This window comes from Kribbella sp. NPDC051770, from assembly GCF_040681455.1.
Taxonomy (GTDB): domain Bacteria; phylum Actinomycetota; class Actinomycetes; order Propionibacteriales; family Kribbellaceae; genus Kribbella.
In genome coordinates this window covers 1,008,374-1,022,676 of sequence record NZ_JBFAYT010000001.1, presented here as the reverse complement: position 1 = coordinate 1,022,676, position 14,303 = coordinate 1,008,374, and the positions used below count along the sequence as shown (strand labels likewise).

Genomic DNA, 14,303 nt, shown 5'->3' with positions numbered 1-14,303 from the left:
CCTACCGCGAGGGTCTCGAGCGAGCAGTGCGCACGACCTGCGTCACAGCGAGCAGTACGACGAGCGCCAGGATCGTGTTCACCAGCCAGGCCAGGTCTGGCGCCCAGAGCACGAACTGACGTCGCTCGAGACCCAGGGTCCGCGGCAGGACCCACCCGAAGACAACGCCGAGTCCGCCCAGTGTGAGCAGTGAAAGCCACAGTCTGCGCGGGCGGCCCGGCCGTCGGATGCTGCGGACGAGTAGCACCAGCAGCACCAAGGCCAGGGCCGTCAGCCCGGCCAGCGCCGCGGGGTAGCCGATGCCGGTCGTGCTCGGCTTCGGTTCGCCCCCGGCCAGCAGGGTCGTGAGTCCGAAGGCCGTGTCCAGCAGCTGCTGCTCCTGGAAGACGCCGTACGCGTTCTGCAGTACGACGACCGCCCGGTCCTGCGACGGCAACAGCATGATCGCGGCCTGGTAGCCGGCCACGGCGCCGCCGTGCCAGACCACCGGCTGCTCCGACTCGACGCCGAAGCTCTTCGATGACCAGCGCCGCCAGCCGAGCCCGTACTGAATCCCCTCGCCGGTCTCGACCTCGCCGCGCTGCGCGGCGGCCAGCAGGTCCGGGTCCAGCACCGTCGGCGCCGCGCCGAGCTGGGCCTGCGCGAACGCGATCGCGTCCTGCAGCGTCCCGCCGAGGTAGCCGTAGCCCACGCCGGCCGGATCGTACGGCGAGTCGAAGCTCTTCGGCCGACCGAAGAGGTAGCGGTGTCCGGGCGGCAGTTTGTCGCTCGGTGCGGTGATCGCGCCCTTCATGCCGAGCGGATCGAGCAGCCGGGTCCGCAGTACGTCGGCGTACGGCTTGCCGGTGATCTGCTCGATCACGGCTGAGAGTGCGAGGTAGTTGAGGCTCGAGTAGTGGTGCTCGGCGCCTGGTTCGCTGACCGCGCCGATCGAAGCGAAGTCCGGGATCGTGTCGAGCGCCCGGCGGCCGGTGCCGAACTGGTCGGTGAGTTCGAGTGAGGTCGGGATCCCGCTGGTCTGGTTGAGCAGGTGCCGAACGGTGATCCGCTCGGCACCTGGTGTCTTCAGGCGGAACGCCGGCAGGTAGCTGACCACTGGCTCGTCCAGCTTCAGGTCGCCGGACTTCACCAAGGTCGTCGTCAGGGTCGCGGCGACCGGCTTCGAGACCGAGCCCCAGAGGAACGGCGTGGTCGTGGTGACCGGCTCGCCATCGCCGTCGGTGTCGAGGGTGCCGCTGTGCACGACCCCCTTCGCGCTGACCACGGCGTACGCGACACCGGGGACGCCGGTCGCGTCCATCCGTTCCCGCACGTGCTGGTCCAGGCGATCGCCCGGATCGGCCGTGAGGCTCGCGAACAGGGTCAGGGCAGTTAGCAATACGCGCATACTTTTATATAACCATATGCCTGTATTGTCGTCACCGTGCCTCGTGTCGCGGACCATGACGAACGCCGCCGGACCATCGCTGCCGCCTTCCGGAAACTGGTCGCCGACGAAGGGCTGCGGAAGACGTCGTTCGTCCGCGTCGCCGCCGAGGCCGGAGTGTCGGTCGGGCTGATCCAGCACTACTTCGCCAACCGGGACGAGCTGCTGCTGTTCGCGTACCAGGAGGGGCTGCGGTCGATCTTCGAGCGGGTCGAGGCGCGGATCGCCGACGGTGAGGCGGCCGGGCGGCCGATCTCGGCGATGCTGTTCGACGGGCTGCTCGAGCTGCTGCCGCTCGACGAGCGACGCCGGGTCGAGTACGGCGTACAGCAGAGTCTGGTGACCGAGGCGCTGACCGATCGGGCCTTGGAGCAGGTGGCGCAGGAGGCTGCGGTCTCGTTGCATGCGCGGGTGGCGACGGCGATCGAGAACGGCAAGGAATGCGGTGAAGTCGCGGCCGGGGTCGACGCTGCGGTGGCCGCGACGATGATCCTGGCGACCGCGCTGGGCTACGCCGCGACACTCGCCCTGCCGGCTGCTGAGAGCGAGGCGGACGCCGTGCTGCGGCCGGTGCTCGGGCTGGTGTTCACCGGGCGGTGCCGGCACTTCGATCGGTAGTCACTGCCAGTATTCGAGGTAGCCGAGCAGTGACACGCCGTCACGGGCAGCGAAGGGCTGGTCGGCCGTCAAGAATGAGTTTCGTTCAGATGCGCGCTGAATTTGACAACGATTTTCATTAACGGCAGGATCGATCGACGTCGGCGGGGGGAACTCGCCGGACCCATCGCACCGTGAGGGAAAACTGATGTCCGAAGCGCTGAACAGACGTGGGTTCCTGGGGCTGGCCGGGGGACTGGGGCTGGCCGCGATCGCCGGTTGTGGGAGTGACGGGGGCTCGGCTGCCGCGCAGCCGCAGCAGGGTGGGCGGCTGCGGGCCGTGTACGCCGGCGGCGGCGCCAAGGAGGTGCTCGACCCGCACGTGCAGAGCCTGTTCGTGGACATCGCGCGGCACAAGGCGATCTACGAGAAGCTGGTCGAGCTCGGGCCGGACCTGAAGCCGGTGCCGCGGCTGGCGGAGAAGTGGGAGCCGGACGCGCAGGCCGCGACCTGGCGGTTCACGCTGCGGGACGCGACCTGGCACAACGGGAAGTCGCTGACCACCGAGGACGTGCTCTACAGCTTGGCCCGGATGGCCGACCCGTCGGTGCCCGAACGGGTCGCCCAGTCGTCGCTCGCGACCCTGGATCTGAAGCGCTGCCGGGCCGTCGACAAGCGGACCGTGGAGCTGACGCTGACCGCGCCGAACGCCGAGTTTCCCGCGCTGCTGGCCGGGATCGGGACGCAGATCGTGCCGGACGGGTTCAAGGACCCGACCAAGCCGATGGGCACCGGCGCGTTCACCTACGTCTCGTTCGAGGCCGGGCGCTCGCTGGTCGCCAAGCGGTACGCCGACTACTGGGACGGTGCCGCGCGGATCGACGAGCTGCAGATCCTGTCCGCCGATGCCGAAGCCCGCGCGAACGCGCTGCAGGGCGGGCAGGCGGAGTACGCGAACGACATGACCGCGACCTTCGCGCGGACCGCCGAGGCCGGCCGGACGGTGCGGATCGTCGCCGCCAAGGGCAGCACGATGCACGCGTTCGTGATGAAGACCGACCAGGCGCCGTTCGACAACCCCGACGTCCGGATGGCGTTCAAGCTGCTCGTCGACCGGCAGCGGCTGGTGGACGTCGTACTGGCCGGGCGCGGTGTGGTCGGAAACGACCTGTTCGGCAAGGGCTACCAGTACTACCCGGACGGCCTGCCGCAGCGCGAGCGGAACCTCGACGAGGCGAAGGCGCTGCTGAAGAAGGCCGGCCTGGTGAACAAGGAGATCGAGATCTTCACCGCCGACGCCTCGGCCGGGTTCGTCGAGGCCGCGACGCTGCTGGCCGAGCAGGCCGGTGAGGCCGGGGTGAAGCTGAAGGTGACCACCGGCAGCACCCAGACGTACCAGAAGGACCTGCTGACCAAGGGCGTGATCGGCAGCCACCGCTCCGGCGCGATGCCGATCCCGCAGTACGTCACCGACCGGCTGCTGTCGAAGTCGCCGTTCAACGTGACGCACTGGCGGCGGCCCGAGTTCGACGCGGCGTTCGCGGCGGCCCAGGTGCTGACCGACGAGACCGCCCGCGCGGCCAAGTACGCCGAACTGCAGAAGACGCTGCGCGACGAGGGCGGAATACTGGCCTGGGGCCACCCGGACTACCTGGTCGCGGTGTCGTCGAAGGTCCAGGGGGTGCAGGCGGTGCCGCCGAACACGCTGGACCAGGGCCGGTTCGACAAGGTGTGGCTGGCCTGAATGCGGGCCTACGCGGCGCAACGGGCGGCCCTCGCGGTGCTCCAGCTCGCCGTGCTGTCGGTGCTGGTCTTCGTGCTGACCTCGCTGTTGCCCGGTGACGCGGCGGACATGCGGTTCACCGAGACGCTGACGCCGGAGCAGGTGGCGTCGCTGCGGGCGCAGCTCGGGCTCGACCAGCCCGCGATCGAGCGGTTCGCGACCTGGGTCGGGAACGTGCTCAGCGGTGATCTCGGGACGTCGCTGATCAGTGGCGGGCCGGTGCTCGACATCGTGAAGGCCTCGGTCGGCGCGACGCTGGTGCTGACGGTGGCGACGCTGGCGGTCGTCGTACCGGTGGCTGTTGCCCTCGGCATCTTGATGGGAACGCGCGAGAACGGCCGGCTGGACCGGACGATCACCTCGATCACGCTGGCGCTGAGCGCGATCCCGGACTTCGTGATCGCGGTGGTGCTGGTGGCGGTGTTCTCGCTGAAGCTCGGGTGGCTGCCGGCGACGTGGGTCGGTGGAGACCTGCTGGCCAGCCCGGTGCTGCTGGTGCTGCCGGTCGGCGTGCTGCTGGGGCGGACGGTCTGCCTGCTGTCGCGGCAGGTGCGGGCGGGGACGATCAACGCGTTGCACGCCGAGTACGTCGTACAGGCTCGGCGGCTCGGGGTACCGCGGCGGCGGTTGCTGCTGCGGCACGTCCTGCCGAACGCCGCGGTGCCTGGTGTGCAGGAGCTGGCCCGGACCGGGGACACGTTGCTCGGTGGGGTGCTGGTCGTCGAGGCGATCTTCGCGATCCCTGGTTTCGCGACGGCGCTGGTGGACGGTGTGGAGACGCGGGACCTGCCCGTCGTCCAGGGGCTGACGCTGGTGCTCGCGGTGGCCGCGCTGGTGATCAACCTGGGGGCGGATCTCGTCTGCAACCGGCTGGTCCCGCGGACGGAGCTGCTGCGATGAGAGCCCGTACGCCGGTCGCAGTCTCGCTGCTGCTGGTCCTGATCCCGTTGCTGGTGGCCGCTTTCGGCCCGCTGATCCCCATGGATCCGCCGCCGGGGCTGCCGTACGAGCAGAGCGCCGGGCATCCGCTGGGGACGGATGGGCTCGGCCGCGATGTGTTGCAGCTGTTGCTGGTCGGTGGACGAACAGCGCTCGGGATGGCGATCGGTGCGGTCGCTGTCGCCTACCTGGTCGGTGGGCTGATCGGGCTCGTCGCGGCCTCGACGCGGCATCGCTGGTTGGATGAGCTGCTGATCCGGCCGCTGGACGTGCTGCTGCCGCTGCCGTCTCTGCTGGTGATCAGCGTGGTCGCGGTCGGCTGGCGGGCTTCGGCGCTCGCGATCACGCTGGCCGTGGCGGCTGTCAACGTGCCGACCGTCGCGCGGCTGGTGCGTGCAGCTGCGTTGGACGCGGCGAGTGGGCCGGTCGTCGAGGCGCTGCGGATGCAGCGGGAGAGCTGGTTCGGCATCCACCTCGGGTACGTCGGGCGCGCGGTCCTCGGGCCGGTCGCCGCGGACGTCGGGACGCGGATCACGCTGGCCGTGTTCCTGGTCGCGTCGGTGAACTTCCTCGGGCTCGGGCTGAGCCCGACCGCGCCGGACTGGGCGGTCAGCGTCAGCCGTAACCGGGAGGGGCTGCTGCTGCAGCCCTGGGCGGTGCTGGCGCCTGCGCTGCTGCTGGTCGCGTTCACGCTCGGCTTCAACCTGCTGGCCGATCGGCTCGTCCACCGGACGCGCCGGATGGCCGAGGTGGCGCGATGAGCGCCGGGTCCTCGCCGCTGGGCGGTGCTCAGCCGCTGGTGCGCGTGCGCGGGCTGGGCGCGACGGTCGGCACCTCGATCCTCGTCGACCAGGTGGACTTCGAGGTCCATGCCGGGCAGGTCACCGCTCTGGTGGGGGCTTCCGGCTCCGGCAAGACGACGTCAGCCCTCGCCCTGCTCGGCGAGCACGGCGATCGCGTGCACCTGTCCGGCCTGGTCGAGGTCGCCGGGAGAGTGGTTGTCGACAGCAACGGCCCGACCGCGGCCGCGGGGCTGGTGCGCGGCCGGGTGGTGGCGTACATGCCGCAACACCCCGGCAGCGCGCTGAACCCCGCCCGCCGGATCGGCGCCGGGCTCCACGAGCTGCAGAAGCTGCACCACCCAGGCCAGGACGTCGTACCGGAAGCACTCCGCGCGGCCCAGCTGCCCCAGGACCGCAAGACTCTGCGCCGCTTCCCACACCAGTTCTCCGGCGGCCAGCGCCAGCGGATCGCGCTGGCGCAGGCGCTGACCTGCCGCCCGCGCGTACTCGTCCTCGACGAGCCGAGCACCGGACTCGACTCGATCACGCGGTTGCAGCTGGTCAACGAGCTGCGCGAGCTGGCCGGAGAGGGGCTCGGGATCCTGCTGCTCAGTCACGATCTCGACCTGGTCCGCGCGCTCGCCCACCACGTCGTCGTCCTGGACGCCGGGCAGGTGATCGCCGCCGGCGATCACGACGTCCTGCCCGACGCGCCGGAGCTCCCGGTCGGGCGGGGAACCATCCACACCGCCGATCCGTTGCTCCAGGCAACGAAGCTGTCCGCGCGGGTGCGTGGGCGGGAAGAGATCCTGCGAGAGGTCGACCTCAGCGTGCTGCCCGGAGCCTGTGTCGGTGTGGTCGGGCGGTCCGGGAGCGGCAAGACCACGCTCGCGCGCTGCCTGGCCGGCCTGCACGAGCGGTACGCCGGGGAGATCACGCTCGACGGGGCCACCCTTCCCGTCCTGCGGAAGCGCTCGGCCGAGCAGAACCGCCGCGTCCAGTACGTGTGGCAGGAGGTTCGCGGGTCGTTCGACGAACGGCGCCCGGTGCTCGACCAGGTCGCCCGGACCGCGCAGCGGCTCCGCGGCTTCCGGCCCCTGGAGGCGCGCGACGCGGCGGTCGCCGTACTGGCCCGGCTCGGGGTGTCGGCGATGGTCGCCGGTCGACCGCCGAGCCGGTTGTCCGGCGGTGAGCTGCAGCGGGCCGCGCTGGCTCGCGCGCTGCTCGCGAAGCCCGACGTACTGATCTGCGACGAGATCACCACCGCGCTCGACGAGCACGGGACCGCGCTCGTCGTCGAGCTGCTGCAGGAGCTCAAGGCCGAGGGGACCGCGCTGGTCTGGATCAGCCACGACCTCGGCCTGGTCGCCGCCGTCGCCGACGACGTGCTGGTGATCGACGCCGGCCGCATCGTCGAGCAGGGCCCACCGGCCGCCGTGATGTACCAACCGTCCAACGAGGTGACCCGGCGGCTGGTGAGGGCTGCCCGGGTCGGACAAGATCCGCCTCCGCCTGTACTGACCACTAGTACTGACACGAGGAGTACCCCGCAGTGACGATCCCTGGCCCAGCCCGGCTGCACGCCCACCTGGCGGAGGCGATCAAGGACCCGGACCCGATCCGCGTGGGCGACGACCTGATCTGCCTGCGGTTCGAGACGATGAAGGTCTACTCGGCGCTCGGCGCCGTCCGGCACCTGCTGGAGACCGGCGCGGTCCGGCCGGGGGACACGCTGATCGACAGCTCCAGTGGGATCTACGCGCACGCGCTCGCGCTGGCCTGCCACCGGTACGGGATGAAGTGCCACATCGTCGGCTCCACCACCGTCGACCGGACGCTGAAGATCCAGCTCGAGATCCTCGGCGCCACCGTCGAGCAGGTGCCGTCGTCGAACAACCTGCAGCTGGACCAGAACCTGCGGGTCCGCCGGATCGCCGAGATCCTGCGCGACAACCCGACGTACCACTGGATGCAGCAGTACCACGACGACATCCACTACCTCGGGTACGGCGCGGTCGCCGACCTGGTCGACCAGGTCGCCCCGGCCGGGCCGCTGTGCCTGGTCGGCGGCGTCGGGACCGGCGCGTCGACCGGCGCGATCGCGGCGTACCTGCGCGACCGTGGGCGGGACGTGAACCTGGTCGGCGTGCAGCCGTTCGGCAGCATCACGTTCGGCGCCGGGCACACCCAGGACCCGGAGATGATCATCGCCGGGATCGGCAGCTCGATCGAGTTCCGCAACGTCCGGCACGAGCTGTACGACCGGCTGCACTGGGTCTCCTTCGACTACGCGATGTCGGCCGCGGTCGACCTGCTCCGGACCTCCGGGGTGTTCGCCGGGCTGTCCGCGGGCGCGGCGTACCTGTCCGCACTGTGGGAACACAACTGCGACAGCAGCCGCCAGCACGTCTTCCTGGCCGCCGACACCGGCACCCGGTACGTCGAGTCCGCTTTTTCCCGGCATGCCGAGGCGAAGCCGATGGACACCATGCGGCCGCGCGAGATCGACTCGCTGGAACAGCTCGCGGTGCCCTGGTCGGCGATGTCCTGGGACCGGCGCGAATCGGCCTGGACGCAGCGCGAGCAGTTTCCCTCTGCGACTCCGTCGCATTAGCCTGGTGGTCATGTCGGGGTATGTGCTGCTGCCGCAGTTGTTCACGGCAACCGAGGTCGGCCGGCTGCGGGACGCGGTCGAGCAGGTGCACGCGCGCGTCGTGTCGGCGGCCGAGGCCGGTGAGACGGCGGTGACGGTCTGGCCGGACGGGCACCGGCTGGAGGAGATCGACGGCACGACGATCCACTGGGAGCCGGACGCCCCGGGCAAGGCGGTCCGCTCGCTGGCGCCGGTCTCCGGGATGTCACCGGTGATCGACGCGCTCTGGACCGATCCGCGGCTGACCACGCCGATGGGCTCGTTGCTGGGGGCATCCACGCTCGGGCCGTTCGTGGCCAAGCTCAACTTCAAGCGGGCCGGCGTCGGGTCGGAGTTCGCCTGGCACCAGGACTTCCCGTACTGGTACTGCTGCGCGGGCGCGGCCGCGTACGACATCGGGACGGCGATCGTGATGCTCGACGACAACACCGTCGCCAACGGCGCGATGACGCTGGTCCCGGGCAGTCAGCTGGGCGGTCCGGCGCCGCGGGATCCGGACGACCCGACGGGTCTCCTGGTGGATCCACGCGCTGTGGTGTCGGAGACGGTGACGATCGAGGCGCCGGCCGGGTCGGTGCTGATGTTCCCCGGGCTGATGGTGCACCGGTCGGCGCCGAACCGGACGCCGACCGACCGCCGGTCGCTGCTGTTCTGCTTCCAGCCTTCCGGTCGCCCAGAGTTGTCCGCCCTGACGTACGACCCCGAAAGGCTGGCCGATCTCCCGTGATCGCTTCCGTCCCTGCCCTCGTCGACTCCGTCCTCGCCGGTGAGCGGGGGCCTGCTCCCGCCGACGTGTCGGTGACCAGCGCGTTCTGGCTGCACAACACGACGCGGCTGCCGGGCGCCGACGTCACGTACAAGAACTACTACGTGCTGCTGCGCGTCGGTGAGGTCTTCGGGGCCTGCGCCTTCGAGGAGGGCGAGCTCGATCCGTCGTACTGCGCGGACACGTCGGGGGTCTCGCTGGAGGACCTGCTGAAGGACGCGCCGCTGCCGGTCCGGATCGCCGCGCTGGACGCCTACCTCGCGTCGGTCGAGCCGCACCACACCGCGGCCGGCGCCGAGGAGATCGTCCTCCCGGCCGGTACGCCGGACGTCCGCGCCCGGGCGCGCGACGCGGCAGTCGCCGGGCTGCTCGATGTCGCCCCCGGCGCGAAGGTCGCGCTGATCGGGGTCGTGAACCCGCTCGTCGACGCGATCACGTCACGAGGTGGCATCTGTTTGCCGTGCGACTTCAACCTCCGCGAGACCGCCTCCGGTCTGCCGGTTTCCCGCGACATGACGCAGGTTCTGGACGCCGCCGACGCGGTCGTCGCGACCGGAATGACGTTGAGCAACGGGAGTTTCGACGTCCTCGTCGACCGTTGCCGTGAGCAAGCGAAGCCGCTGGCGGTCTATGCTCAGACCGGGAGCGCGGTCGCCCGCGCCTTCCTCGGCTCCGGCGTCACCGCGGTGTCCGCCGAGCCCTTCCCCTTCTCCCAGTTCAGCTCCCGCCCGTCGAGCCTGTACCGCTACCACCTCCAGGACGGATCCCGTACGTGAGCACCGACAGCAGAAACCCCGCTGCGCCCTCGACCACGATCGACGCCCACCACCCAGCAGGCACCGAGGCGGTCCCGGGCGACCTCCGAATGGCGCGGCGGTTGTGGCCTTTCCTGCTTGCCTCGACGGTCAGCCTGATCCCGTTCACCGTCTTCGGCATGTACCTGGTGCCGATCGCGGACGCGGCCGGCGGCAGCGTCGCCGAGATCGGCGGCTTGCGGGGGCTCGGTGGCCTGGCGGCGCTCGTGGTCGGCTTCGCGCTCGCGCCGCTGATCGACCGCTTCCCGCGCGAGCTGGTCGCGGCCGGCGGCCTTGCGCTGCTGGGTCTCTCGGCGCTGCTCGGTGCCGTCGGCAACGTGTTCGCACTGGCCGCGTTCTGCCTGCTGATCGGCGCCTCGACGTCGATCCTCGGGCCCTCGATCGGCGCCGCCGCGGCTGACCGGTTCAGCTCCCCGGCGGCCGCGGGCCGCGCCGCGACGCTGGTCTCGGCGACCACGTCGATGATGGCGATGCTCGCGGCGCCGGTGCTCGCCGTACCGGGGATCGTCTGGGGCTGGCGCGGCAACCTGGTCGCCGCCGCGGTGATCTCGCTCGCGCTGTCCGCCGCGTTCTTCTGGCGCGGCCGGGGGCGCAAGGCGCCGCTGCGTGGCGACGGTGCCGTCCGGATGAGCTACCTGGCGACGTACCGGGCGCTGGCCCGCATCCCCGGCGGTGTCCCGCTGCTCGCCGTCGCGATGCTGCGCACCGCTGCATTCATGGGCTACCTGGCCTACCTCGCCGCCTTCTACGACGAGAAGTTCTCCCTCGAGCCCGGCTGGTTCGCACTGGTCTGGTCGCTGAGCGGCGCGTCGTTCTTCCTCGGCAACCTGTTCGCCGGCCGATTCCTTGCCCAGGACAACAATCGGCTGACTCCCGACAAGCTGCTGGTCGCCGGGGTCGCGGTCGCGCTGCTCAGCGTCGGCGCGTTCTATTTCTCGCCGACCCTGCCCACCACTCTCGTCCTGACCGCCCTGATGGGCGCCAGCCACGCCACCGTCGCCGCCTGTGTCACCACCTTGCTGGTCCGCCGCAGTGGCGACCTGCGCGGCTCGGCCCTCAGCGTCAACGCGGCCGGCATGTCGCTGGGCACCTTCCTCGGCGCCGCGATCGGCGGCCTCGGCCTCGGCCTGGCCGGCTACCCCGGTACGGCGGCCGCCTTCGCGACGATCACCCTCCTGGCTCTGCTGCTCGCGCTGCGGGTCCGCAGCCAGGCCTGACCCCTTATACGCTCCGAAGCCGGCGATCACCAGTAGTGACATTCGGCGATTGCGCTACTTACTGTGAAATTCCGATCACGGAAAGTGGTGAGACCGATGCCGGTCGCCAACGTCAGCGCGGTCACGATGCCGGACGAGGCCGTCTACGCCTACATCTGCGGCGAAGGCTGCCTGTGGCGCTACCACGCCGACGGCACCGGTGACGGTGTCCGGACCAAGCTGACCACGTCGGCCGCGTCCCCGGACTCCGACCGCCCGGTTCAGGTCGTGCTGAACCGGGCCGAGGGGCTCGACCAGCTCCGGCACGTCTTCTACCGCCAGCCTCGCTCGGACAACCTCTGGTACGGCGTCGACCAGATCCCGGACGGCGGCTCCGGCGTCCTCGTCGTCCGGCAGCTGGAGACCGGGGCCGGTCCGCTGCAGGTGATGAAGACCTTCGGGGCGGTCGGCCTGACCGACGGCGTCGTGCTGGTCGGCGCGACACCCCACCAGAAGACGAGCCTGCAGATCGTCACCATCCCGTGGGCGGCGCTCGACCAGGCCACCTGGATGGAGGGCACCACGCTCCGGACCGTCCCGCTGCCGCTGTCGAAGGACTCCGGCGACGGCAGCCTCGACGAGAACGACTGCGAGGTGAGCTGCGACGTCGTGCTCGGCCCCGACGGCCCGGCCCTGGTGATCATTGCCAAGCGCAAGGACGGCTCGACCTGGCGGCTCGGCTGCTGGACCGCGCCGATCGGCGACGGGCTGCAGATCGGCCGCCTGTCCGAGCACCCGCAGCGCTGGACCGGCAGCGCGATCAGGTTCCCCGCCGTACAGGCCCTGCCGGACAACTCCGCGCTGCTCTACTTCATCGACCACTCCGGTACGGCGAACTGGTACACGAACACGGCGGTCCGGCTGGTCGGCTCGCCGACCGCGAAGCCGCCGGTCCCGCGCGACGACTGGACCAAGGGCACCGGCGCCGCCGACCCGCTCGGCATCATCGACCAGATGAGCAAGGGCCGCTCCAAGCACGTCCGGTACGGCGGCAACGCGTTCCGCGTGATCGTCGGCGCGGGCCGGCCGACCAGTACGCCCAGCCCGGTCAACCCCGAGCTGGAGGACCTGGTCGTGCCGCTGCACGCCGGAGTCCTGTACTACAACGGGAACGGCAGGATCGGCGAGGTCCACGACACCCGGACCTGGCTGACGCTGACCCGGACCGCGCGGCCGCGGGTGCCCGGCAAGCAGCTGCTGCTCGGGATCATCGAGGGCCCGCCGCCGATCCCCAACGAGAACCTGAACATGGCCGACCACTACGACCCGCTGAAGTACTTCAACGGCCCCGGCTACGCGCTCACGACGTACGCCGGGACGCGGACCCGCGCGACCGGGATGGACCTGACCTGGTCGGCTGGGCTGGTCGCGAAGACCTCGGTCAAGGGCACCGCGGGGGTCGGGCTGTGGAAGCTGTTCGAGGTCAAGGCCTGGCTGAAGATCGAGGCCTCGCTGCAGGCGGCGTACAAGGGGGCGTACACGAAGATCGAGAGCACGCAGGCGGTCGCGACGATCAGTGCCGGCGCCGAGATCGAGGGCGACGGGTCCGAGCTGCACCCGTACGCCGTACAGCCGGCCGGTGTGCTGGTCTTCCAGAACGCCGACTGGACCGGCTACGAGTACAGCTACCGCTCGGCCGACGGCAGCTCGCCGGAGGGCTCGGTCGCCGTGCTGCAGATCGAGCCGACCAATGTGTCGGTGATCTCCGTGCCGTACCTGATGAACCCGGCGCACCGGCCGGTGCCCGGCATGCTGTCCAGCTACGTGCTCAGCGATGACGAGCACCAGGCGCTGGAACGGCGCTCGATCATCGACCTCGGCCGCGGCACCGGTTACCTGACCGGCTCGTGGGGCTACGACACCAAGACGGTCGCGACGTTCGGGACGACGAGCTCGGCGACCACCAAGCACGGCTTCAGCTTCGAGCTCAGCACGCTGGTCTCGGCGGGCGTGGAGGCGGAGCTGCTCGACCTGAAGGGTGAGGCCGAGGTCGGCGCCGGGGTGAAGCTCGCGCTGGAGTCGAGCTGGTCGACGACGAGTGGCGACGGCGTCCAGGTCGGCAGCGAGGTGTGGCTGCGCGGCAACTCCAAGGCGCCGAACGCGTTCGTCGACTACAGCTACCGGATGTACCTGCTCGAGGAGAGCAGCGAGTGGACCACGGACCTGCTCAACGGGCTGTACACCGACACGTTTCCGTTCGACCCCGAGGAGCGCACCCCGGCAGCAGCAGCTCGCCGCGTCGATCGCTGCGGACTCCCAACCCTGGAAGGTCTGCTACTCGCTGGCCACGCACCACTTCAACGAGCCGCTGTCCGCCGTACCGGCGTTGACACCGCAGTGGCGGGAGCGCCTCGAAGCCGGAGGCGTCGGTACGACGTACGAGCTGTCGCGGTTGCTCGCGCTGGTCGGTGCGGCGGACTGTCCGGAGCTGAACGATCCCGCTCTGCGACCGCTCGTCGACGCGTTGACCGGGGCGCCGGAACAGCTCGCGGAGCTGCGGCGGCTGGTCGGTGAGCCCGCCGCACGCTGAGCGGGTTCAGGGGATCCCCGGAGCGGGTCCCTGGGGTTCGTCCCGGGGACCCTGGGAGACGGATTTTCGCGTTCCCGGTGGCCGGAGTGCGGGATATCGTTCGGCGTTATGGAGAACCTGCCCGAGCGCCAGAACCCGCACGCGCACCTGCGGGCGTCCGACACCGATCGTGACCAGGTCGTCGAGGTGCTGCGGGACGCGCTGATGAGCGGGCGGCTGTCGCAGGACGAGCACGCGGAGCGGCTCGAGCAGACGCTGAACGCGCGCACCCTGGGCGAGCTCGAGCCGATCACCGTCGACCTGGCGATCCCGGGCCAGCCGTTCCGCCCGGCCGCCGCGATGCCGGTGCCCGCGCCGGCCACCGGGCGGGTGCCGATCGAGGCGCCGGCCAATCCCGAGGACAGCTTCGAGCTGGTGGTCGGGATCTTCGGCGGCAGCGAGCGCAAGGGCCGCTGGCGGGTGCGGCGGCGGACCAACGTGCTGGCGATGTTCGGCGGCTGCGACCTCGACATGAGCAACGCGATCTTCGAGGGCCGCGAGGTGACGGTCTACGCGTTCGCGATCTTCGGCGGGATCGACATCGTCGTACCGCAGGGCGTCGAGATCCGGAACCAGGGCTTCGGGATCATGGGCGGGTACGGCGTCTCCGGCGGTCAGGAAGAGATCGACCCGACCGCGCCGGTGGTGGTGCTCAAGGGGCTGGCACTGTTCGGCGGGGTCGGGGCGAAGGTCTTCAAACCGAAGAAGAAGAAGTAG

Annotated in this window: 12 protein-coding genes; 11 read left to right on the top strand and 1 reads right to left on the bottom strand. The window is 70.7% G+C overall.

Annotation, left to right across the window (positions count from 1 at the left end; all coding sequences use genetic code 11):
- Position 1 precedes the first annotated feature (1 nt).
- Entirely contained in the window at positions 2-1,387 is a 1,386-nt protein-coding gene (locus AB0M01_RS04875) for a serine hydrolase domain-containing protein (RefSeq protein ID WP_363665533.1), read from the bottom strand.
- A gap of 36 nt (positions 1,388-1,423) precedes the next feature.
- On the opposite strand from AB0M01_RS04875, the gene AB0M01_RS04870 reads away from it, so the two are divergent.
- The 11 genes from AB0M01_RS04870 to AB0M01_RS04820 all read left to right on the top strand — a co-directional run bounded on the left by AB0M01_RS04870 (position 1,424) and on the right by AB0M01_RS04820 (position 14,303).
- Positions 1,424-2,044, top strand: a complete 621-nt coding sequence (locus AB0M01_RS04870; protein ID WP_363665532.1) for a TetR/AcrR family transcriptional regulator — start codon at positions 1,424-1,426, stop codon at positions 2,042-2,044.
- Positions 2,045-2,231: 187 nt separating this feature from the next.
- A complete protein-coding gene (locus tag AB0M01_RS04865) occupies positions 2,232-3,767 on the top strand; it encodes an ABC transporter substrate-binding protein (RefSeq protein ID WP_363665531.1) in 1,536 nt (511 codons plus the stop codon).
- Positions 3,768-4,706 carry an ABC transporter permease gene (locus AB0M01_RS04860; protein ID WP_363665530.1) on the top strand — a complete coding sequence of 313 codons (939 nt, stop codon included), beginning with the start codon at positions 3,768-3,770 and terminating at the stop codon, positions 4,704-4,706.
- Positions 4,703-5,506, top strand: a complete 804-nt coding sequence (locus tag AB0M01_RS04855) for an ABC transporter permease subunit (RefSeq protein ID WP_363665529.1) — start codon at positions 4,703-4,705, stop codon at positions 5,504-5,506. Before AB0M01_RS04860 ends, AB0M01_RS04855 begins: the two co-directional genes overlap by 4 nt.
- Positions 5,503-7,083: an ATP-binding cassette domain-containing protein gene (locus AB0M01_RS04850; RefSeq protein ID WP_363665528.1), complete on the top strand. Its 1,581-nt coding sequence runs from the start codon at positions 5,503-5,505 to the stop codon at positions 7,081-7,083. The genes AB0M01_RS04855 and AB0M01_RS04850 overlap by 4 nt, the downstream gene beginning before the upstream one ends.
- Positions 7,080-8,141, top strand: a complete 1,062-nt coding sequence (locus AB0M01_RS04845) for a pyridoxal-phosphate dependent enzyme (protein WP_363665527.1) — start codon at positions 7,080-7,082, stop codon at positions 8,139-8,141. Before AB0M01_RS04850 ends, AB0M01_RS04845 begins: the two co-directional genes overlap by 4 nt.
- A gap of 10 nt (positions 8,142-8,151) precedes the next feature.
- Positions 8,152-8,907 (top strand): phytanoyl-CoA dioxygenase family protein, encoded by a 756-nt coding sequence (locus tag AB0M01_RS04840; RefSeq protein WP_363665526.1) that lies wholly within the window; start codon positions 8,152-8,154, stop codon positions 8,905-8,907.
- Positions 8,904-9,722 carry a DUF364 domain-containing protein gene (locus AB0M01_RS04835; RefSeq protein WP_363665525.1) on the top strand — a complete coding sequence of 273 codons (819 nt, stop codon included), beginning with the start codon at positions 8,904-8,906 and terminating at the stop codon, positions 9,720-9,722. The genes AB0M01_RS04840 and AB0M01_RS04835 overlap by 4 nt, the downstream gene beginning before the upstream one ends.
- Positions 9,719-10,978, top strand: a complete 1,260-nt coding sequence (locus tag AB0M01_RS04830; protein ID WP_363665524.1) for an MFS transporter — start codon at positions 9,719-9,721, stop codon at positions 10,976-10,978. The genes AB0M01_RS04835 and AB0M01_RS04830 overlap by 4 nt, the downstream gene beginning before the upstream one ends.
- A gap of 96 nt (positions 10,979-11,074) precedes the next feature.
- Positions 11,075-13,531: a hypothetical protein gene (locus AB0M01_RS04825; RefSeq protein WP_363665523.1), complete on the top strand. Its 2,457-nt coding sequence runs from the start codon at positions 11,075-11,077 to the stop codon at positions 13,529-13,531.
- A gap of 124 nt (positions 13,532-13,655) precedes the next feature.
- Complete coding sequence (locus AB0M01_RS04820; protein WP_363665522.1) at positions 13,656-14,303, top strand: DUF1707 domain-containing protein; 648 nt, start codon at positions 13,656-13,658, stop codon at positions 14,301-14,303.